Raw genomic sequence first — 20,642 nt, forward strand, 5'->3', positions numbered from 1 at the left:
TACATGGGAGTTTCTGACTGTAGTCGTTCCGAGGTGATCCATGGGTATATCGATCCAACTTGGCTGGATAAAGCCACCTATCGGATGAGCGATTTTTTCTGATTAGAGTGAATGGCAGGGAATGACGGTGGACGGCTTTGCCCGCAGGGCAGGGGAGATCGTTTTTTTGCGACGTCAGTCGCGGCTAGCTTTTGATTTCAGAGCAACCCGAAAACCAAAAAAACTAGCCTTACCTCGAAACTTCGCGTGCGCCGGAGTACCGCTGTCGGAATCGTCTAGGCTACCGACGTGCGCATGGTAACGAACTCTTCGGCGGACGTCGGATGCACGGCGATGGTTTCGTCGAAAACGCGCTTGGTCGCGCCTGCCTTCAAGGCAATCGCCAGCCCCTGAACGATTTCCCCGGCATCCGGGCCAACCATGTGACAACCGAGAACCTTGTCGGTTTTGGCATCTACTACCAGCTTCATCAAGGTACGCTCCTGACATTCGGTCAGGGTCAGCTTCATCGGCCGGAAACGGCTTTCGAATATCACCACCTCGTGTCCGACTTCTCGCGCCTCCTCTTCGGTCAACCCGACAGTGCCGATGTTCGGCAAGCTGAACACGGCGGTCGGGATCATCTTGTAGTCCACCGGGCGGTATTGCTCGGGCTTGAACAAACGCCGCGCTACGGCCATGCCTTCCGCCAGAGCGACCGGAGTGAGCTGCACCCGACCAATCACATCGCCCAGGGCCAGGATCGACGGTTCAGCGGTTTGATACATTTCGTCGACCTCGACAAAACCTTTCTTGTCGAGTTTGACCCCAGTGTTTTCCAGTCCTAGGTTGTCGAGCATCGGACGTCGACCGGTAGCGTAGAGCACGCAGTCCGCCTCAAGCTGACGACCATCCTTGAGGGTTGCTTTCAGGCTGCCATCGGCTTGCTTGTCGATGCGCTCGATGTCGGCATTGAACTGCAGGTTCATGCCGCGCTTGGTCAGCTCTTCCTGCAAATGTTTGCGCACTGCACCGTCAAAGCCGCGCAGGAACAAATCGCCGCGATATAGCAGCGTAGTCTCGGCGCCCAACCCGTGGAAGATCCCGGCGAACTCCACCGCAATGTAACCACCACCCACCACCAGAACACGCTTCGGCAGTTCTTTGAGGAAGAATGCCTGATTGGAACTGATCGCATGCTCATGACCCGGAATCTCCGGACTTTGTGGCCAGCCACCGGTAGTGATCAGAATGTTCTTGGCGGTGTGACGCTCACCATTGATCTCGACCGTGTGCGGGTCGATGATCTTGGCGTGGCCTTCATGCAAGGTCACGCCGCTGTTGACCAGCAAATTGCGGTAGATGCCGTTCAGTCGATTGATCTCACGATCTTTGTTGGCAATCAGCTTCGCCCAGTCAAACTTCGCCTCGCCCGGCGTCCAGCCAAAACCTTGCGACTGCCCGAAGTCTTCGGCGAAGTGCGCGCCGTAGACCAGCAACTTTTTCGGCACGCAGCCAACGTTCACACATGTACCGCCCAGATAGCGGCTCTCGGCCACAGCCACTTTCGCGCCAAAACCGGCGGAGAAACGCGCAGCCCGCACGCCTCCGGAACCGGCACCAATCACGTAAAGGTCAAAATCGTAGGGCATTTTCAATCTCCTCGGCAGGCACCCAGCATAAGAGCGGTTGGCTAATAGCGTGCCGGACTGTCGTAGGAAGTCTGCAACTCATCGAGCACAGGCCCTATAGTTTTTCTTAGTCATTTCTAGAGGGTGATCAGAATCTACCATCCGATTGGTAGGGTTGCAAGGGCGCGCTGACTATGACGCCCACATCTTGTGGGCACGTTAGGCAACTTCTGTCGCGGATGGGCGATACAGTTCCGATGGGGGCACTGTTATAAACATGAATTGAATGACACGCCACGACCACTGGCTAAATTCCCTATCTCGGAATTATTCCATGGTCTATTGCATACTTTACCAACGCAGCAGGTTTGTCGATATTGGTTTTGCGTCGAATGCTCAAGCGATGGGTTTCTACAGTCCTGACACTGATGTTCAATTCTTGTGCCATTTCCTTGTTGTTCAGCCCTTGAGTCATTTTATATAAAACTTGGTTTTCCCGGGGCGTTAGCTCGTTGATAATACTATCATCAAGAAGCAGCTTTTGTGCGATTTCAGCACTGTAGAAAGTACCTCCGTTTTTAATTGCTTCAATCGCAGCGACAATCTCTCTTGAGGGTGCGTTTTTCAATACATAGCCACTCGCACCGGAGCGTAGGGATTCACTTACATACTCTTTACTATCATACATGCTGAGCACGAGCACCTTCAGGGTGGGGAACCTGTCACGTATTTTTCGCGTCAGCTCAAGACCGTTTATGTCGGGAAGGTTGATGTCGACCAATAGAAGATCAGGATTGCAGTGCTCAACCATCACCATAGCATCCGCACCATTTTCAGCCTCACCAACCACGGTCACAGTCGGAATGACGGATAGTAGAGCTCTGATCCCATCGCGCACTAAGGTGTGATCATCGACCAAGGCCAGCCGGATTTGTGTTGGTAAGTTCATTAAGTGTGCCAACTGTTATCGATGTCGGAAAAGTCAGATTTTCTTACAGGGAATACTTATCACGATATCCAGCTCGCTCCGGCCAAGTGCTGATGCCATATTAAATTGACCCCCAAAGTGCTATGGCATTTTCGCCGGGAAGCAATGCCTAGGGTTACAGATACCTAGAGCTCCAGGCAGTAATGCATGACGCAACATAATCCGCATCCTGACTATTAGTAAGCAAGTGGTCAGCCGAGTCGAGTGAAATGAAGCTCTTGGGGTGTTTAGCTGTTAGGTAAATTTTCTGGGCTTGCTCTATTGATACAACGCTGTCTGCTGGGGAATGAAAAATAAGCAATGCGCGTCGTAGGTTAGCGATATTTGTATCCTGCTGTTGGGTTTCAATATCATCGAGAAACTGCCTTTTTATAGTAAACTCTCTTCCTGCCAGCATTACTTTGTATTCACCAATGTCTCTGATCGCTTCTACGTGACCTTTGAACTGCTTCAGGACATGGGTCGCGTCAGCGGGGGCACCTATTGTCACCACGCCTTTTGCCTCTGGGATGTACTTCGCCGCTGCTATGACTGCGGCTCCGCCCAAACTATGGCCAATCAAGATGGATGGAGCCTGGTATGTATCACGCAAAAACTCCGCCGCCGCTACCAAGTCGGCAACGTTGGAGGAAAAATTGCTGTTGGAGAAGTCTCCTTCACTGCTGCCTAGACCTGTGAAATCAAATCGCAGTACAGCGATATTATTGTCGACTAGCGCCTTAGCAATTCTCGCGGCAGCTTTAATATCCTTCCCACAGGTGAAGCAGTGGGCGAACAATGCATAGGCTTTGGGCGCCTCCGGCGTCTCAAGCAGACCTGACAGGCTTATACCCTGGGCGTTTCGGAACGTTATCTTTTGTTTGCTCATCATGAATTTCCTTGAACGGCTCTGATACCTGGCCTGGTGCGTGCCGGTAGGCCCGCAGCTTTATCTCTACCAGATGTTTGTGCTCAAACTGCTCAAGGGCTGCTTTAAAGCGCCGTTTGGCAATCCAGCACCAAGGGCAGACAAAATCTGACCTCAGATAGTGTTCACTAGAAAGTGAAAACCATTGGGTTTATTGAGGGGTTGATGATGAGTGTCCTGCACTCGGCATCAAGCAAAAATACGCAAAAGAATACTAGCAATGATCACCGTCGAAGCGCCGCCGAGGCGGGTGGAGATCTGAGCGAATGGCATCAGCGACATACGATTGGAGGCTGAGAGGATCGCAACATCCCCGGTACCGCCAAGGCCGCTGTGGCAGCAGGTCACGATGGCTGATTCGATGGGGTACATTTTCATCAGGTTGCCAATGAAAAAACCTGCGATGGCCATTGAGGCAACGACGGATACGCAGACTAGGACATGACTGATAGAAAAGACTTTTACGACGCTATCGAGAGGGACATACAACATGCCCAAGCCGATCATTACCGGCCAAATGAAGGCGGAAGAAATCAGCTTGTAGAAAGCGCTTGTGCCTTTCTCCAGTTTTTCCGGCAGAACGCGAACGTACTTAAAAAGTACAGCGGCCAAGATCATCAGGACAGGGCCAGGAATCCCCAAGACTTTTTCAAGCAGGCCGCCAAGGACGAAGAATGCACAGATGACCAGAATGCCTGCACCTATCACTCTGAAATCGATAGTCGAGCCGTTATCTTCCCTGGCTTGGAATTTATCATTCTCGTCTTTGGCACGGATCAATGAACCCTCGCCATTGAGATGCGGGCGTTTTAGCGCCAGCCGGGCCAAGTAGCCGGCACAGATAATCGCCGCGATGTTGCCGACTACAGCGGCAGGCACCAATTTAGCAACGTAGATATCCGGCGTACCGCCGAGAATAGCTGAGTAAGCAAGCGATAAAGGCAGGATTCCCTCACCAATACCCCCGCCAATAATGGGAACAATGATAAAGAAGAAGGTGTGGTAGAAACTATAGCCGACGAGTTTTCCCACAATGAGTCCGCTTGCCACGGCAGCCAGGGTTCCGACGAGAAGAGGTATGAACATCCTCATCATGCCCTGAATCAAAATAAATCGGCTCATCCCGAGAATACTGCCGACTACCAGGCTGGCAATCACGAAGTACAAAAAGTTGGCTTCTTTCATCAGCATTTTTGTAGCGTCAATCGTGGCTGGCCCGAAGAAGCCGTAGAACACCAAAATCGATGGCAGCATCAAGCACAGAATGGCTCCTCCTCCGATTTCCTTCAGAATCGGAAGACGCGAACCCAGTTGGCCGAAGAACATACCCATCGTCATGATGACGGCGAGGCCACCGATCATGTTATTAGGCAAAAAACCCAAGTGTGCCGAGAGATATACGATTACGGCGATGCCGAGAAAAATTGGGAGTGGGATTACCCCTATTTCGTAACCGCACAGGCTACGCAGTTGACGCAACCCGCCATCACGGGGAGCATCGATTTTCAGGGACTGCTCATAAGACTTGTTCATGTCGCTATTCCTCATACAGCATCACTGACTTGGCGCCAGCCTCAACCTGTTCCGCAGTGTAAATACCCGGGGTATACAAATAGCCACGGGCCTCCAGTCCTTCTGTGATCAGACCGGCAGACGCTTGCTGCGCGTAGTAGAGAGCGATAAGTTCATTTGAATTGTTTTTCAGCGTTCGAGTGCGAGTCATGTGGGCTAAAACGACACGGTTGGCTAATAGCGTTCAGCACAGATCGTAGGCGTGAAAAGCTCATTCATGAAAAGTCTCGCAGTTTATTGGCTGGGCGGATGGCAGCAATTAGTTCTGATATTCCCGCAATGCCCTGCATTAAGGTTTGTCGAACGCATCCAAAACGTGAGTGCTGTAGACCAATGCAGCACCGGCGTTCATGTTGATTGCTACACCCAATGCTTCAGCAACCTCTTCAGTAGTTACACCAAGCTTTTTGGCCTCAGCAGCGTGGAAAGCGATGCAGCCATCACAGCGGGTGGTCACCGCTACGGCGAGCGAAATCAGTTCACGAGTTTTAGCATCGAGGTGGTTTGTTTTTGCGCCGGCGCTCCCTAGAGAAGCCATACCTTTCATGGTCTCTGGGGACAGGCCATTCAGCTGTACTAGGCGGGCGCTGATGTCTTTTCGAGTTTGCTTCCAATCTTGCATGGGGACTCACCTGGGCGGGGCGCCCTGTAGGTTTACGGGAGGAGATGTGAATCCGATAGAATCTACCATCTAGTTGGTAGGCTTGCAAGGGGGCGCGACAGCCGACTTGATCGTATGTGTAGTGAGGGCATTGCGAAGGGGGAGGGAATGGGCGTGACAATTCAGTAGCGGTAGGAGAATTTGGTGGAATCTTGTCGCTCGGATATTGGCTTTGCCCAATGTCCTCGAGGTTCGCCTCTCTTAAATCCGCCTGGTCAAGCTTATGAGCATCTCACCAAAGATGCATTGGAGAAGTTAGTAATCAAGACCGCTTAACAAGTCAGGGCGTCGAAAGACGCCCTTGTTCATCGCTCTTGACAGCTAAGCCGATGCTTAGGCTCTTCTCTTTAGGCCCAGATCAAAGCCATGCTTTGATCTGGGCGCAGACCGCCTGAGTCGAAATTCCGTAACGATCATGCAGCTTAGGTAAGGCGCCAGCATCTAGGAAAGCATCGGGCAACGCGATTTGCCTGAAGGTTGGTGTTACGCCGTTACGTAGCAAGACCGTTGCAACGGCTTCACCCAATCCACCGATAATCGAGTGGTTTTCTGCGGTAACGACCAAGCGACCGGACTTCCTCGCTTCAGCGAGAATGGTTTGCTCATCCAGTGGTTTGATCGTCGGTACGTGCAGTACAGCGACATCAACTCCGTCCGCTTGTAGCTCTTTGGCCGCTTCCAGTGCGCGCATCGTCATCAAGCCGGTGGAGATGATCAACACATCGTTACCGGTGCGCAGGGTTTTGGCCTCGCCGATCTCGAATTTGTAGCCGTACTCGTCCAGCACCAGCGGCACATTTCCGCGCAACAGCCGCATGTAGACCGGCCCTTGATGCGCCGCGATAGCGGGCACCGCCTGTTCGATTTCCAGTGCATCACACGGATCGACAATCATCAGGTTGGGCATGGCACGGAAGATCGCCAGGTCATCCGTGGCCTGGTGGCTTGGGCCGTAGCCAGTGGTCAGGCCGGGCAGGCCGCAGACGATTTTGACGTTGAGGTTTTCCTCGGCAATCGCCATGCAAATGAAGTCATAGGCACGGCGCGAGGCGAACACGGCGTAGGTCGTGGCGAACGGCACGAAACCTTCACGTGCCATCCCTGCTGCAGCACTCATGAGCAACTGTTCGGCCATGCCCATCTGATAGAAACGATCCGGGTGGGCCTTGGCGAAAATGTGCAGATCGGTGTATTTGGACAAGTCGGCGGACATGCCCATGATGTCTGAACGCTGATCCGCTAGCGCGGTTAGGTGCGCCTACCAACGCTGAGCGTACGTTTCTGGCCGATTGCTGACAGTCGAGAAGGGCAGTTGAATCCACAACCCAAAGCTGTCGGTCGTACAGGATTTACAATCGGAGGCTCAGATGAGCGGCCCGGTAGCCTTCAAGACGGTGCATCCAAGGCGGCCACGTCGAACAGGCAATTCAATCGCGACCTGAGCAAACACGGCTAGGCGCGGGTACGCCGGTATAGTCGACTCTATTGCCTAGCGTATTTTCCGGAGCCTCCATCCAGTGTCTGACTTGCTGATCAACGCCGCCTACACAAAACGCTTCGACCTGGTACTCGCCTACATTGACGCCAATCTCGAAGGTGACTTGTCTGTGAGGATGTTGAGCCAAGTCGCGAATTTTTCGGTGTTTCACTTCCATCGACAATTCACCGCGTTCGTGGGCGTGCCTGTTTCACGTTATGTACAACTGATGCGACTACGACGCGCGGCGCATTGCTTGTCCTCCCTCGCGGATTACTCGGTGCTGGACGCCGCTTTTGGTGCGGGTTTCGAAAGCCCCGAAGCATTTTCCAGGGCGTTCAGACGGGCGTTCGGTACGACGCCGAGTGCATTCAGGAAGCAGCCGAATTGGCAGGTCTGGAGTGCGGTGTTCACCATCCCTCATTTTTCCAGGAGCATCATCATGCAGATACGAATTGTGGAGTTTCACGAAGTCAGGGTTGCAGCATTAGAGCATTGCGGAGCGCCCGGGCTCATTAATGAGAGTGTCCGTAAATTTATCGAGTGGCGCATGCAGAGCGGACAGTCGCCGGTGGCATCAAGTCGCAGCTTTGGTATTCCTTTCGGCAACCCCGATACGACCCCGGCCGAAGAGTTCCGGTTTGCAATTTGCGGCGAGATTCACGAGGCGGTAGCAGCGAATGAGTTCGGCGTAACCGAGAGGGTTATCCCTGGCGGGCGCTGCGTCGTGGTGCGTCACGTGGGCTCGACGGATCACATCGGCGAATCGATCTATCCGATCTATCGCGACTGGCTCCCTACCAGTGGCGAGGAGCTTCGAGACCAGCCGCTGTTCTTCGATTATCTAAGCATTTTCCCCGAGACACCGCAGGATCAATGGCAGACCGATATTTATGTGCCTTTGCAATAGCGCACAGGTCGCTACTGGTTTGAAACGATCGTCCTTGAGTTCATCGTTGTAAGCTGCCTCTCGCCAAGGGGCAGCTATTGGCCGTTTACTGCCTGTCACGAAGGGTTGCAATCGACCCAGAACGGCCGTTTACGAAACCGGTTCAATGATCGCTAGGTTCCAGCCAGTCAGAATGAAGTTGCGGAAAACGCTCTTGCAGCCACTCAATAAAAACTTGAACCTGTGGCGCCAGGTGCGTCCGGCTTGGGTATAGCAACGACACAGGGCGAGGGGCTGGCCGATAGGGCTTTAGAATTTCCACCAAACCGCGACTGTCCAAATGCTCGGCCACGGTGATCCCAGGTGCCTGGATTATTCCGAAGCCCGACACGCCGCACTGAACGTACGCATTCGACTCGGTGACGGTGATGCCGGCGTTACTCACAAACGCTCGATCCTGACCTTTTACCGAGAAATGCCAAGGCAATGTCCTGTTGCTCTGACCGGACAAGAAGTTGACGCCACGATGGGAGGCCAGATCGTCGAGTGTTTCGGGTTCGCCATGCTCGTGCAAATACTCGGGCGCTGCACACGTCACCATGGTCGCCATCGCGATAGGACGAGCGATCAAGGTCGAATCCGGTAGGTCGCCGATACGCAACGCACAGTCGATGCCTTCACCGATCAGGTCGACGGCCCGGTCAGTCACGCCCAGAACCATGTTGATACCAGGGTAGGAGGCGGTGAATTCTTTAAGGCTTTTGATGAATTCCATTTGCGCGAAAGCGGTCGGGATGTCGACGCGAAGTCGGCCTGCGAGCGTAGCTCCGGATCGGTCGAACATCGAGGTCGCAGCAGAAATACCCGCCAGAATTTCCTGTACCCGCTCATAGAACCTCTCGCCCTCGGCGGTGAGTGCCACCTTTCTCGTGGTGCGCTGGAACAGGCGCACGCCCAATGACGTCTCCAACTCCTGGATATACCGAGTGACCTGAGGTCGCCCGATGTCCAGCGATTCGGCGGCTTTGGTAAAGCTGCCGAGTTCGGCAAGTCTGGCGAACAGTCGCATCGATTGAAGTAATTCCATGACGCTTTCCTATGAACCCCGCCTGACTCACGAAGTTGAACATGATTGTTATCCAAGAATAGAACAATCATGTCTTTTTCCACGCATTTATTGCGCACCGTCAAAAGTGAAAGATGCACCCAAGGCAGAACCGGCTCTGGTTCGAGGCCATCGACGTGTATTTGGAGATTCGCAATGAAAGCTTGGTTATTGAAAGATTTCGGACTCGACAACCTGCAATTGGGAGAGGTAGCGACCCCGCAACCAAAGGCTGGCGAGTTGCTGGTCAAGGTCGGTGCTGTCTCGCTCAACTTTCGCGACAAGGCAATCGTCGACGGCATTTATGAGCCGCACATGGTGCCCAAACCACTGATACCGGTGAGCGATGCCGCCGGAACGGTAGTAGCTGTCGGTGACAACGTCACGCGTTTCAAAGTCGGTGATCGCGTCAACTCGCATCTTTACTCACGTTGGCTAGATGGCGAGCCGGGGCCGAACGAACCCGATTACTGCTTCGGTTCGCCGTTGCCCGGCGGTTTGGCCGAATACATGATCATCCATGAAGACAGCGCCGTCGGTGCACCCGACAACATGAGCGACGAAGAGGCGGCAACACTTCCTATTGCTGCGCTGACGGCCTGGTATTCGCTGGTGGACTTTGGACAAATCCAGCCGGGCCAAACCGTATTGGTTCAAGGCACTGGAGGTGTGTCGATATTCGCCGTGCAGATCGCGACTGCGCTTGGCGCTAAGGTCATCGCAACGTCGAGTAGCGACCAGAATCTGCAAACCGTGAAGGGGCTGGGGGCCCTGGCGGGCATTAACTACAGGACGACTCCGAAATGGGCGGACGAAGTGCTGAAGCTGACCGAAGGCAAGGGCGTGGATCTGCTACTCGATGTGGCCGGCGGCAGCGGCATCAATCAATCGGTCGCAGCAACCAAGGCATCGGGACGTATTGCGCAGATCGGCTTTCTGACAGGGCAAACTGTTGAACTCAATCTGATGCCACTCATTTTCCGCCAGACGACCATTCGCGGTATCGCCGTGGCGCCGCGCTCATCATTCGACCGGATGAACGCTTTCCTCAACGAACACAAGATCCGTCCCGTGATCGATCAGGTATATCCGTTCGAGAAAGCACGAGAAGCTTACGAGCATCTCGCGAGGGGAGCATTTGGAAAGGTTGTGATCAAAATCGCTTAATAACGTTAAGGCGCCAATTTGGCGCCTTTTTTCGCCTATCTCAGCAGATTCGTCTCCGGAGTCGAGCCGGGCGAGACTCAGACTCAAACGTCCGCTATTGGCCGATTGTTGCCTGTGGCGGAGGGCAGCAGCTCGTAGCGTTCTGTACGAAGCTCACGACTGAAGACGACCTATCAGGCCCGAGAAGAGGTCAAGGATGAGTGTCATCGACTTAACTAGGAGCGCCTTCAAAACGTACTTTCGGAGTGAAAGTCCGTGACTGCGATGTAGGTATGAGCAGTCCTACAAACCATCCGGCGCTTGGCGTTCCGAAGCGAGTGGATCAAAGGCTCCGAGACATACGACCGACAGCACTCTGACGCGTATGTTCGGCATTCAGGAGCGAACAAACAGCATCTGCATCTGCTCTGGCCTTAAACACACCATGCTTGCTAGCTGAGCCTCCTTCAACGAGATCAACGACCCTGTATCGCTTATTGCCATCTTCCAGTCCGGTGGTCTCAATGACCCTGAATCTTGAATGCATGATGCGTTCCCTGCTGAAACTGGTGCTTTAGGAGTACCGGTATGACTCCATGATTTCAACAATTATGCAGGACTGAGCTGAGACAATTTATGACAGGGCGCAATGATTCTCTGCGTGAGGACAGAGACTTCGCGGGAGGTGGGAGAGTAGGTTGTGTTCAAATCATTCTGCGTGCGAGTTATCGCATACCCATAGCTAAGCTGTGGTGTGACGTAATGGGGAGGTCGCTCCTTCGGGCCAATGGCCCGGCTAGCCTATCAAACTCGAGACCTACTCACTCAGGTGTCATGAGCACCGCAAGCGTCATACCGATGAATTGCTCATTCTTACTGATTGCCTCTAAAGCACCGCGAACGTTGCCGGCTACCTCTGCTGATCCGCGCTGCTCGACCCACAGCGTCAGCTCCATAATGGCAGCCTCAAGTGCGAGCTGGTTTTGATAGATTTTGGACAGTAGGGAAGGGAGCAGGTCTGCATTCGACATTGTGATTCCTCCGTGGAAGAGGTCAGCGTAGCAAAAGTCCTGGAGGGCTTAGTGCGGCCTCGTGACCGTTGAGTCCTGGCTGACCAAGTAATATTGGATTGAGTACAAAGCGGCCTTGCTTACCTGAGCTGCAGGTTGCAGAACCCATGTTGGATGGACACCTGATGCACCTGTTCGACTGAGGCCCTTTTTTTTCGACGCCTGTCTCTTCCATCCGCTAACCAACACCCGCCCACAGCCCCGTGTATGCCCTCTGGGGCAGTAGGTGTTGGTGCCGAAGCCGAATACACCCAGTTGCCGAGATGTCACTGACCCAGTCTGACTCCTCACAAACCGTTGCCTTTGCTGAATTTGTGCTGATTTGGAGGTGGGTCGGTCTTGCGTCGGCATTTGGTTCAATTTGGCATCGGCGTCAACAAGGGAGTTTATTTCCACCAATACTCGATCTGAACCCCTACGTTGGAGCCTTGCAAGTCTGTACCAAACGCACCGGTATCAGATAGAGCCGATCCCGGAGATTGCAAGCTGGCGGCGCGTTGCGCAGCCTTGTTCCAGGTAGCGTAGGTGTAATACAGACGAAATTCCGGCCTGTCCCAGAATCCCGGGCCCTTCGGTGACCAAGTCGGCGCGATGGTGTACTTAGTGAGTTTTCGGGTACCGTCTGCGGCTTCAACCTGGTCGCGCCCAACCTCGGTGATCAGCTTGAACTGATCCGTGAACGCATAAATTGGCCGAACACCAATGGATAACCAGTTCTGATCATCACCTTCAGGGCGCGTGTCTTTTTGATAGACCAGTTCAACTTGACCACTGAAAGCATGAGTCAATTGCCAATCGAAAAACTCCACGAGCCGCCAGCTTTTGTTGCTCTCATCCAACGTGGTATCACCGGTATAGCCCAATGCAGTGCCTGGCCCTCGGCCATATTGAACAGCGAACTTGTTGACTCCGCCCAGGAACGCGACCTGCTTGTGCTGGGCAACCACTGACCAGCCCTGATGAGCATCCTCGCGGCTTGGCTTATCCAGATAACTGACGCCCAGCTGAACTTCGCCACCGGGATTTGTGTTGAATCCGCTGACGGTCACATCATGACGGGTAACAAAATCCTTTTGGAAGACGTTGTCCTTGCGTGAGAGCACGTAGCTGTATTTCAGATCTCCCAATGCGACCTGGTCGAACCCAAAGCCCGTTGAGCTTTGGTTCCAGTAGAAGTAGTCGGAAATATTGATGTCGTTTCGGTTGTAGTAACGACGGCCCGCCCAGAAAGAGCCGCCATTCAATGCCGGCATCTTGCTCCACTCTGCGTAGAGCTGACTCATCCGCGTATAACCGTGCTCTCCGTCAAATTTTGGTTCATGGCCATACTCGTTGTAAAACTGTGCCATGCCTTCCACGCTAAGCAACGAGCCGTCGTCCAGTGAAAGTAGATCCTGGCGCAAATCCAGCTCCATATACTGCTCACATTCGTTGCCAAGGCGATATTTGGACTGCGCGCCCGGTAGCTGAAAACACGACTGTGTCCCTCCTTGAGTAGAATCCCCCACTCCGGTTCTGAAATAACCACTGAAGTCTGTTGAATACGCGTCAACAGGCAGAAAGCCGACAGCAAAGGACACACCCAGAACTGCACTGAGAGTTTTAACGTTCATTCATAACACCTTTTGTTTTTTTATACTTATTGGACAAGGTCGATAACGCGAGTCAGCACGCTTTGTAACCAAGTACGCAACTGGCTCCACGCACAAGTTCCCGAATGGGAAATAGGTTAAATCGAATAGAAAACGCACCGTATTACCTGAGCCAAAGCATGAGAAGAATCCAGGCAGTGCCAGTGCGGAGTGACTACGGTAAGCAAGCGATTACTTAAAAAATGAGTTGGTTAATCGTCGTAAGTTTTACCCTTTGGAATGTATATTCAGGTCACGAACCTGGAAGCCCAAACTAACTTAATCACGGTGCAGGGCCGGTCGATCACCCTGTAGCCTCAGAAGTACAACGCGAGTGAATACATGCGCAGAGGCACTACTACATGGCATTCGTTTTCTCCAAGACTGGAAGGCATTAGTCCCACCCAATCTTTTGAGGCTCTAACCACGATGACGTCCCCGGAAGAAATCTATAAGGCCCTGCGTCGAGGAATCATCTGCCGGTTCCGCGTCATAGCGAGTCAGAAGGTTGTAGACGCTGTTGCCTAGCTCCTTGCCCAACTCCACGCCCCATTGATCAAACGAATTGACTCCCCAAATTACACCCTGGACAAAGACCTTGTGTTCATAAAGGGCGATCAACGCACCAAGGCTATGTGGATTGATGATCTCAAGAGCAACTGTATTGCTTGGCCGGTTACCGGGAATCACCTTATGCGGCGCCAGTCGTTCAATCTCACTGGACGAAAGGCCTTTGGCTTTTAGCTCTGCCTCAGCTTCAGCGCGGTTTTTGCCTCGCATCAGCGCTTGGCTTTGAGACAAGCAATTGGCGTACAGCCATTCCTGATGATCAGCCACTGGGTTGTGGCTGACCACAGGCACAATGAAGTCGGCTGGAATGAGAGGCGTCCCTTGATGCAATAACTGGTGGTAAGCGTGCTGTCCGTTACATCCCACGCCACCCCAGATTACTGGGCCAGTGGTGTAGGAAACTGACGTGCCATCATGACGAACACTTTTGCCATTGGACTCCATGTCCATCTGCTGCAGATGTTTCACGAAGTTGCGCAGGTTATGGTCGTAGGGTAAGAACGCATAGCTTTGCGCACCCCAAAAGTTGTGATACCAAACGCCGAGTACCGCTAAAAGAACGGGAAGGTTCTGTTCCAATGGCTCATTCAGGAAATGTTGATCCATAGCGTACGCGCCGGACAGCAGTTCCTTAAAGTTAGCTATGCCAATGGCCAGAGCAATCGGCAGGCCAATTGCCGACCATAGTGAGTAACGGCCACCGACCCAGTCCCACATAGGAAAAATGTTTGCTTCACGGATGCCGAAATCCAGCGCAGCTTGACGATTGCTTGTCACCGCAATGAAGTGGCGATATAGCTTCTCTTCCGTCCCGCCCTTAGCCAAGTACCAGCTTCGACAAGCTTGCGCGTTCTTCAACGTTTCAAGGGTGCCGAAGGTTTTGCTGGAGATGATGAACAGCGTTGTTTCTACGTTCAGATCGGCTGTAACCTCTCGGAACTCATTGCCGTCGATGTTAGCCAGGTAATGGCACCGCACCCCATGCCGAGCGAAGGGCGCGAGTGCTTCAGAGACAAGCTCAGGGCCCAGAAATGAGCCACCAATACCAATATTTACGACATCAGTGATGACCTTGTCGTTGTAACCACGCCAAAGATGACTATGGATACGACTCACAACGTCAGTCATCTGGGCCAGAGCACCATGCACATCGCGCATCAAGTTGCGGCCATCGACCATCAAAGGTTCCCCCACTGGTCGCCGCAACGCGGTATGCAGCACAGGGCGCCCCTCGGAACAGTTGATTTTTTCTCCACTGAACATGGCATGCGCTGCCTGCTCCACGCCAGCCTCGCGAGCAAGGTTTACAAGCAATGAACGCGTCTCGTGAGTGATCAGGTTTTTGGAGTAATCCAGAAACAGCCCGCAGCCCGCCAAGGAAAAGTCTTGAAAGCGTTTACTGTCATCTTGAAAGGCATCGCGCATACTAAAATTTTTCATGCTCTCCCGATGGTCGAGCAGATTGCGCCATGCCGGCAATGCAGTCACATCATTCGTTTTGTTGTAGTTATTCATGCTCAGCCTCTCTTTGCCAATACGGCTTCAGCCGTCTCAATCAACGATTAAAATTTTGGAGTTTTGTAATTTTGCACACGCAGAAACGCCCCGGCAGAAATAGGTTCTACGGTTTGTAGTTACAATCGGCTATCGGACTCCACTCCACGAGGTCAGAGTTTTTCATTGCAATTTAAATAGACGCCTATCTCTTTAGCGAAATCATTGAGGCCTGAAGAAAACAAAACCGAAAGTCGGTTGTTTAAGTAAAAAATAAACATACATATGCGTGCGCGACAAATGGAAGCCAGGTGCGGATCATTTAGTTTAAAAGTTATCTAGGCGGCGAGACGTGGACAAGAGTCAAATAATTCACGCCTGCAACCGCTAGATCCTCAGGATAAATCCCCGAGTACAGTCATTTGGGAGCGCTGCAAGAATCTCGTTGAATTAAAGAGGGTTTCAATCGAATAGTCTGACGTTTCCCATCAGGTTGCTTGATACGCTTCAATAAAAGCTTCACAGCCTGGGCCCCGAGTTCCTCGAGAGGTTGCGCTATAACTGTCAGTCGAGGGCTAAAAGCATCCGCCCATTCGAAGTCGTCAAAGCCGACCAGTGCGATGTCCTTTGGCACCTCAAGCCTTGCTTCACGAAGGGCCTGCATTGCACCAATGGTCATCAAGTTGTTAGCGGTCATTATTGCGGTAGGCGGGTGCTCTAGCGCTAGTAGACGGCGAGTCGCTTCCATTGCCGGCTCAATCGCCGATTCACCACAGCAAACTAATTGATCTTCGTACTGAATTCCTGCATCAGCCAAGGCCGCACGGTAACCGTCAATTCGCTCGTGAGAAGAAGACTGACTCAATCGTCCGGATACCATCCCGATACGCCGATGTCCAAGTTTAATCAAGTGTGCAATCAACTCTTGAGATGATTGCTTATTCTCTACCCCCACCTGATCGAAAGACGTCGACAGAAGTCGATCGATGAGAACCGTGGGTATCTTGTTGGCCTTTAAGTAATTAAATACTCTATTTTCTGGATCATGCTCCGAGGCGAGTACAATGCCGTCAACACGTCTCTCATGCAGTGCTTTGACCGCTTTAAGCTCTTGTTCAGGATCTTTTTGCGTATTGACCAGAATCATCATCAAGCCGCTTTTCGCACATGCCGCTTCGATGGCACGTACTGTTTCACTGAAGTAATAGTTCGACAGCGTAGCAATCGCCACCCCTATAGCACCTGAAGAGGAGCGAGCTAGAGATCGAGCGAGCGAGTTTCGAATATAGCCTACGGACTCTACAGCCTGATTCACGCTACGGACGGTGTCAGGATGCACTTTGCGAGTACCGTTGAGTACGTGGGATACCGTAGACATTGATACGTTCGCGGCTCGCGCTACATCACTCATCTTTGCGCCCACTGTGCACCACTCCTTTCTCACGTGATTTCATGGATAGCGCTGAACTCATGCCCAGCGGTAAGCCATTGTAAAGCTCACGGCGAGAAAATGTGTCGGAGGCTCTAGGAATTGATGCCGGGGCGGGCCCGCAATTTCGAGAGAGACCCAGCGAGGTGCGCTGTGCACCTAAAGTGGGTGAGGCGAGATGGTGGAATCCGCTATGCAGCATAGCCGGGCACTCCTTTTTATTATTTTTGCGATCACATAGCGAACCGTTAACGGGACGCAGGGACGCTGTTGAAAAAAGCATAGCTGAGACGAAAACGCTTGCGCAAGCGCTTTCCTAGCCTTTTCATCTTTCCTTCGTATGCAAAGGAAAGCGCTTGCGCAAGCGCTTTCCTTTGGACTATGTTTCTCGAACAAGAACACCGATGAGAGGTTTCACTGCTTCTCAAATCGGCAGATAAGGAGTTAACCGCAATGCTGAGCACTGGCTCTGAAAGTCCACCTCTTGCCCTATTGGAAATGCGTTCCATCTCGAAGTCATTCAATGGGGTGCGCGTCCTGCATGACATCGACCTCAGTATTTTCCCTGGACAAATCCACGCGCTAATGGGCGAGAACGGCGCCGGTAAATCCACTCTGATGAAAATTTTGTCGGGGGCCTATATAGCCGACAGTGGCACTATCCGAATCGATGGATGTGATATTCGAAACTATGGCCTGAACGATGCGAAGCGCCATGGCATTTCAGTTATCTATCAAGAACTCAGCTTGTGCGCGAATATGAGCGTGGTCGAGAACATCTACCTGGGTAGAGAAATTCGTCGATGTGGGGTTGTAAACCACAAGGCAATGACCGAAGGCGCGCAGGTTGTACTAAAGCGACTTGGCGTCACATTTGATCCGCACGCGCTGGTCGGTACATTGTCGATCGCCGACCAACAACTTGTTGAAATCGCCCGTGCAATTCATGCCGATACGCGAATCCTGGTGATGGATGAGCCTACAACGCCGCTGTCTTCAAAAGAGACTGAAAGTCTATTTACGTTGATTCGCCAGTTACGTGATGATGGCGTCGCGATCATCTATATCAGCCATCGAATGGCTGAGATATACGCATTGTCCGATTTTGTTTCGGTGCTCCGAGACGGTCATTACGTAGGTTCGCTGGATCGTGCCACGCTATCAGCTGAAACCTTAGTCCGGATGATGGTTGGCCGCGATGTTTCCGGTTTCTATGCCCATGAGCGTCCTTCGTGTTCTTATGAGAAACCGATACTACGTGTTCGCAACCTTACAGATGGCTCCAATATTAAAGATTGCAGTTTCGATCTGTATGCCGGCGAAATTCTTGGCATTGCAGGACTGGTAGGTTCAGGGAGAACAGAACTTGCCCGATTAATCGCAGGTGTCGATGCTTACTCAGGTGGACAGATTGAAGTTGATGGTAAAGTTGTAGTCATACGCTCTCCTCGCGATGCAGGTAATGCAGGTATCGCCTATCTAACAGAAGACCGCAAAGCACTGGGCCTTTTTCTCGACATGAGTGTCCACGACAATATCAATGTATGTGTTGTGGGAAGTGATGCTCTATTTGCGGGCTTTGTGAGCCGAACGGCCGGAACTGGACGCGCCGAACAAGCAATTCAAACACTCAATATCAAAGCGTCCTCAGATATCAATGTCGGAGCGTTGTCTGGAGGCAACCAGCAAAAGGTTTTGCTGGCTCGTCTGCTTGAGATGAAACCCAGGGTATTGTTCCTCGACGAGCCTACCTCGGGTGTAGATATTGGAGCTAAGACAGAAATATATAAAATAATCAATGCATTGGCCGCATCTGGCGTTTGTGTAGTGATGATTTCAAGTGAGCTACCAGAAATCGTTGGAATTGCTGACCGTGTATTGGTCATGTGTGAAGGAAAACTTGTCACCGAACTCGGTGGCCACAGCGGTCTTGATATCACACCTGAAACCATTATTGCGTTTGCCACAGGCAGCGACAGGTTGACTCTAGCCAACGGAGACTTAGTCCAATGACTTCCCCATTGCAACGAAAATTAGTAAGTGACTTCACCACACCTGGTGTACGAAACATCACTGGAGCTACCGCGCAGGATAAAATGCGCCAAATGATGAGGGTGGCGGGCATGCTGCCCGTATTGTTGCTCCTTTGTGTGGGCTTTAGCCTGATGAGCGAGAGCTTTTTCTCGGCTCAGAATTTCTCAATAATTAGTCAACAAGCCTCTATCAATGTGGTGTTGGCATCAGGTTTAACTTTCGTGATTTTGACAGGTGGAATCGATCTTTCGGTTGGTTCGATTCTGGCTGTTTCTGCAGTAGTGGCGCTATTGGTATCGCAAGTCCCGGGGTTCGCTCCCCTGGCCATCGCTGCTGGGCTTGGAGTCGGATTGCTGCTAGGGCTCGTCAATGGTGCATTGGTCGCTTTTGGGAAGCTGCCTGCGTTTATAGTCACCCTAGGCGGATTGACTGCGATGCGTGGAATCGCACGCCTAATCGGCGAAGACAAAACGGTTTTCAATCCCGATCTATCGTTTGCTTACATTGGAAACGATACGTTGTTTGGGGTGCCATGGTTGGTTGTAATCGCGATGGTAGTGGTTACTCTTTCGTGGCTCATTCTTCGACGGACAGTTTTAGGTGTACAAATTTACGCAGTGGGTGGCAATCCTGAGGCCGCACGGTTATCGGGAATCAAGGTCTGGAAAGTCCTGTTATTTGTTTATGCACTATCCGGTTTGTTGGCGGGTGTGGGGGCCATCATGACTTCCGCTCGACTGATGGCTGCTAACGGACTGCAAATGGGGCAGTCCTATGAGCTCGACGCTATCGCAGCCGTTATCCTGGGAGGGACACGTTTTACAGGAGGCGTCGGCACCATCATCGGTACGCTAATTGGCGCCTTGATTATCGCTACACTTTCCAACGGCCTGATATTGTTGGGAGTTTCGGATATCTGGCAATACATCATCAAAGGTGTCGTCATTATCGGAGCGGTAGCACTCGATCGCTTTCGGCAGACAGGCGCACGAACCTGAATCATAAATATAATTACCGCAACAAACTCCAATAATAAGAGGCAGCACCCATGAAAAAAATAATATTTACCGCTGTTTGTGCACTACTGGCATTTAGCACCGCTCAAGCGCGAGAGTTGAAATCCGTCGGGATAACTGTTGGCTCGCTGGGAAATCCTTATTTCGTAGCGATGGTAAATGGCGCTAAAGCGGAGGCACTGCATATCAATCCAGCAGCAAAATTTACCTCAGTCTCGGCCGATTACGATTTAAACAAGCAGTTCACTCAGATCGATAACTTCATTTCATCGGGCGTAGACTTGATTCTTGTCAATGCCGTCGACCCTGTAGCAATCGCGCCTGCGATTGCGAAAGCGAGAAAGGCAGGCATAGTGGTTGTGGGTGTAGATGTTATGGTGCAAGGTGCCAACGCCACGGTACAGACAGATAACGTCGAAGCCGGCAGGATTGTATGTCAGTACATTTCTGAAAAACTTGGTGGCAAGGGTAACGTTATTATCCAGAATGGTACGCAGACTTCAGCAGTCTTGGATCGTGTCAATGGGTGTAAGAGTGTTTTCGCACAGGCACCTGATATTAAGGTACTGTCTGATAATCAGGATGCCAAAGGCTCGCGAGAAGGTGGCTACAGCGTGATGCAAGGCGACCTGACTCGCTTTGCGAAAATCGACGCGGTGTTCGCTATCAATGATCCCCAAGCCATAGGTGCAGACCTGGCAGCAAAACAACTCAAGCGTAAAGGCATCATTATCGCATCGGTGGATGGGGCTCCCGATATAGAGACAGCACTCAAAAGCGATACACAGATCCAGGCTTCTGCCTCTCAGTCCCCTTGGGGCCAAGCACAACAGGCCGTAACGATGGGTAACGACCTGCTGAATGGCAAATCCTTGCAAAGCACAACGGTACTGCTTCAACCCTCACTTGTAACCCGAACTAATGTTATGGAGTACAAAGGCTGGCAAGCTGACCAATGACTAATAAGCGATTTAGTCAGGTGGCATAGGGGTATCTAGCCACATCTGGAATGGGGGTAATGGCTGCTGCGAGGTACTCGCAGT

At 52.1% G+C, this 20,642-nt stretch carries 16 protein-coding genes and 2 pseudogenes; 5 read left to right on the forward strand and 13 right to left on the reverse strand.

Annotation, left to right across the window (positions count from 1 at the left end; genetic code table 11):
* Nucleotides 1-275 precede the first annotated feature (275 nt).
* The 8 genes and pseudogenes from gorA to AC06G5_RS10260 form a co-directional block, all read right to left on the reverse strand.
* A complete protein-coding gene (gene gorA / locus AC06G5_RS10225; protein WP_008015711.1) occupies nucleotides 276-1,631 on the reverse strand; it encodes a glutathione-disulfide reductase in 1,356 nt (451 codons plus the stop codon).
* Between the two features lie 295 nt (nucleotides 1,632-1,926).
* Nucleotides 1,927-2,559 (reverse strand): response regulator, encoded by a 633-nt coding sequence (locus AC06G5_RS10230; RefSeq protein ID WP_480459373.1) that lies wholly within the window; start codon nucleotides 2,557-2,559, stop codon nucleotides 1,927-1,929.
* 154 nt (nucleotides 2,560-2,713) lie between these two features.
* Complete coding sequence (locus tag AC06G5_RS10235) at nucleotides 2,714-3,466, reverse strand: alpha/beta hydrolase family protein (protein ID WP_052037635.1); 753 nt, start codon at nucleotides 3,464-3,466, stop codon at nucleotides 2,714-2,716.
* Nucleotides 3,405-3,623: a DsbA family protein gene (locus AC06G5_RS10240; protein WP_081500264.1), complete on the reverse strand. Its 219-nt coding sequence runs from the start codon at nucleotides 3,621-3,623 to the stop codon at nucleotides 3,405-3,407. Before AC06G5_RS10240 ends, AC06G5_RS10235 begins: the two co-directional genes overlap by 62 nt.
* A gap of 71 nt (nucleotides 3,624-3,694) precedes the next feature.
* On the reverse strand, nucleotides 3,695-5,038 hold the full coding sequence (locus AC06G5_RS10245; protein ID WP_480459374.1) for a 2-hydroxycarboxylate transporter family protein: 1,344 nt from the start codon (nucleotides 5,036-5,038) through the stop codon (nucleotides 3,695-3,697).
* Nucleotides 5,039-5,052: 14 nt separating this feature from the next.
* Nucleotides 5,053-5,296, reverse strand: a pseudogene (locus AC06G5_RS10250) (oxidoreductase); the annotation flags it as partial.
* Nucleotides 5,297-5,366: 70 nt separating this feature from the next.
* Nucleotides 5,367-5,699 (reverse strand): carboxymuconolactone decarboxylase family protein, encoded by a 333-nt coding sequence (locus AC06G5_RS10255; RefSeq protein WP_008015705.1) that lies wholly within the window; start codon nucleotides 5,697-5,699, stop codon nucleotides 5,367-5,369.
* 397 nt (nucleotides 5,700-6,096) lie between these two features.
* Nucleotides 6,097-6,990 (reverse strand): annotated as a pseudogene (locus AC06G5_RS10260) (transketolase family protein); the annotation flags it as partial.
* Nucleotides 6,991-7,255: 265 nt separating this feature from the next.
* On the opposite strand from AC06G5_RS10260, the gene AC06G5_RS10265 reads away from it, so the two are divergent.
* Entirely contained in the window at nucleotides 7,256-8,125 is an 870-nt protein-coding gene (locus AC06G5_RS10265; RefSeq protein WP_008015703.1) for an AraC family transcriptional regulator, read from the forward strand.
* Between the two features lie 142 nt (nucleotides 8,126-8,267).
* Here the strand turns inward: AC06G5_RS10265 and AC06G5_RS10270 are convergent, their stop codons facing one another.
* Nucleotides 8,268-9,191, reverse strand: coding sequence for a LysR family transcriptional regulator (locus tag AC06G5_RS10270; protein WP_008015702.1), 924 nt, complete (start codon nucleotides 9,189-9,191; stop codon nucleotides 8,268-8,270).
* 174 nt (nucleotides 9,192-9,365) lie between these two features.
* On the opposite strand from AC06G5_RS10270, the gene AC06G5_RS10275 reads away from it, so the two are divergent.
* Nucleotides 9,366-10,376, forward strand: coding sequence for a zinc-dependent alcohol dehydrogenase family protein (locus tag AC06G5_RS10275; RefSeq protein WP_008015700.1), 1,011 nt, complete (start codon nucleotides 9,366-9,368; stop codon nucleotides 10,374-10,376).
* 800 nt (nucleotides 10,377-11,176) lie between these two features.
* On the opposite strand, the gene AC06G5_RS10280 is transcribed toward AC06G5_RS10275, so the two are convergent.
* The 4 genes from AC06G5_RS10280 to AC06G5_RS10295 all read right to left on the reverse strand — a co-directional run bounded on the left by AC06G5_RS10280 (nucleotide 11,177) and on the right by AC06G5_RS10295 (nucleotide 16,543).
* Nucleotides 11,177-11,386 carry a hypothetical protein gene (locus AC06G5_RS10280; protein ID WP_008015698.1) on the reverse strand — a complete coding sequence of 70 codons (210 nt, stop codon included), beginning with the start codon at nucleotides 11,384-11,386 and terminating at the stop codon, nucleotides 11,177-11,179.
* Nucleotides 11,387-11,811: 425 nt separating this feature from the next.
* On the reverse strand, nucleotides 11,812-13,038 hold the full coding sequence (locus tag AC06G5_RS10285; RefSeq protein WP_008015697.1) for a maltoporin: 1,227 nt from the start codon (nucleotides 13,036-13,038) through the stop codon (nucleotides 11,812-11,814).
* A 438-nt stretch (nucleotides 13,039-13,476) separates the two neighbouring features.
* On the reverse strand, nucleotides 13,477-15,141 hold the full coding sequence (gene pgi / locus AC06G5_RS10290) for a glucose-6-phosphate isomerase (protein ID WP_008015696.1): 1,665 nt from the start codon (nucleotides 15,139-15,141) through the stop codon (nucleotides 13,477-13,479).
* Nucleotides 15,142-15,538: 397 nt separating this feature from the next.
* Nucleotides 15,539-16,543, reverse strand: coding sequence for a LacI family DNA-binding transcriptional regulator (locus AC06G5_RS10295; RefSeq protein ID WP_008015695.1), 1,005 nt, complete (start codon nucleotides 16,541-16,543; stop codon nucleotides 15,539-15,541).
* A 459-nt stretch (nucleotides 16,544-17,002) separates the two neighbouring features.
* Here AC06G5_RS10295 and AC06G5_RS10300 point away from each other — a divergent pair, with 459 nt between their 5' ends.
* The 3 genes from AC06G5_RS10300 to AC06G5_RS10310 are packed head-to-tail and all read left to right on the forward strand — an operon-like array spanning nucleotide 17,003 to nucleotide 20,558.
* Nucleotides 17,003-18,562, forward strand: a complete 1,560-nt coding sequence (locus tag AC06G5_RS10300; protein WP_480459378.1) for a sugar ABC transporter ATP-binding protein — start codon at nucleotides 17,003-17,005, stop codon at nucleotides 18,560-18,562.
* On the forward strand, nucleotides 18,559-19,581 hold the full coding sequence (locus AC06G5_RS10305) for an ABC transporter permease subunit (RefSeq protein WP_008015691.1): 1,023 nt from the start codon (nucleotides 18,559-18,561) through the stop codon (nucleotides 19,579-19,581). Before AC06G5_RS10300 ends, AC06G5_RS10305 begins: the two co-directional genes overlap by 4 nt.
* Before the next feature lie 50 nt (nucleotides 19,582-19,631).
* Entirely contained in the window at nucleotides 19,632-20,558 is a 927-nt protein-coding gene (locus AC06G5_RS10310; protein WP_008015690.1) for an ABC transporter substrate-binding protein, read from the forward strand.
* Nucleotides 20,559-20,642 lie beyond the last annotated feature (84 nt).

The organism is Pseudomonas sp. WT-JTC, from assembly GCF_056711565.1.

Bases quoted from the DNA above. Each gene is read 5' to 3' on its own strand.
- AC06G5_RS10280 (WP_008015698.1), bottom strand. From the start codon at position 11,386: ATGTCGAATGCAGACCTGCTCCCTTCCCTACTGTCCAAAATCTATCAA.
- AC06G5_RS10270 (WP_008015702.1), bottom strand. From the start codon at position 9,191: ATGGAATTACTTCAATCGATGCGACTGTTCGCCAGACTTGCCGAACTC.
- AC06G5_RS10235 (WP_052037635.1), bottom strand. From the start codon at position 3,466: ATGAGCAAACAAAAGATAACGTTCCGAAACGCCCAGGGTATAAGCCTG.
- AC06G5_RS10305 (WP_008015691.1), top strand. From the start codon at position 18,559: ATGACTTCCCCATTGCAACGAAAATTAGTAAGTGACTTCACCACACCT.
- AC06G5_RS10275 (WP_008015700.1), top strand. From the start codon at position 9,366: ATGAAAGCTTGGTTATTGAAAGATTTCGGACTCGACAACCTGCAATTG.
- AC06G5_RS10230 (WP_480459373.1), bottom strand. From the start codon at position 2,559: ATGAACTTACCAACACAAATCCGGCTGGCCTTGGTCGATGATCACACC.
- AC06G5_RS10285 (WP_008015697.1), bottom strand. From the start codon at position 13,038: ATGAACGTTAAAACTCTCAGTGCAGTTCTGGGTGTGTCCTTTGCTGTC.
- AC06G5_RS10310 (WP_008015690.1), top strand. From the start codon at position 19,632: ATGAAAAAAATAATATTTACCGCTGTTTGTGCACTACTGGCATTTAGC.
- AC06G5_RS10245 (WP_480459374.1), bottom strand. From the start codon at position 5,038: ATGAACAAGTCTTATGAGCAGTCCCTGAAAATCGATGCTCCCCGTGAT.
- AC06G5_RS10300 (WP_480459378.1), top strand. From the start codon at position 17,003: ATGCTGAGCACTGGCTCTGAAAGTCCACCTCTTGCCCTATTGGAAATG.
- gorA (WP_008015711.1), bottom strand. From the start codon at position 1,631: ATGCCCTACGATTTTGACCTTTACGTGATTGGTGCCGGTTCCGGAGGC.
- AC06G5_RS10255 (WP_008015705.1), bottom strand. From the start codon at position 5,699: ATGCAAGATTGGAAGCAAACTCGAAAAGACATCAGCGCCCGCCTAGTA.
- pgi (WP_008015696.1), bottom strand. From the start codon at position 15,141: ATGAATAACTACAACAAAACGAATGATGTGACTGCATTGCCGGCATGG.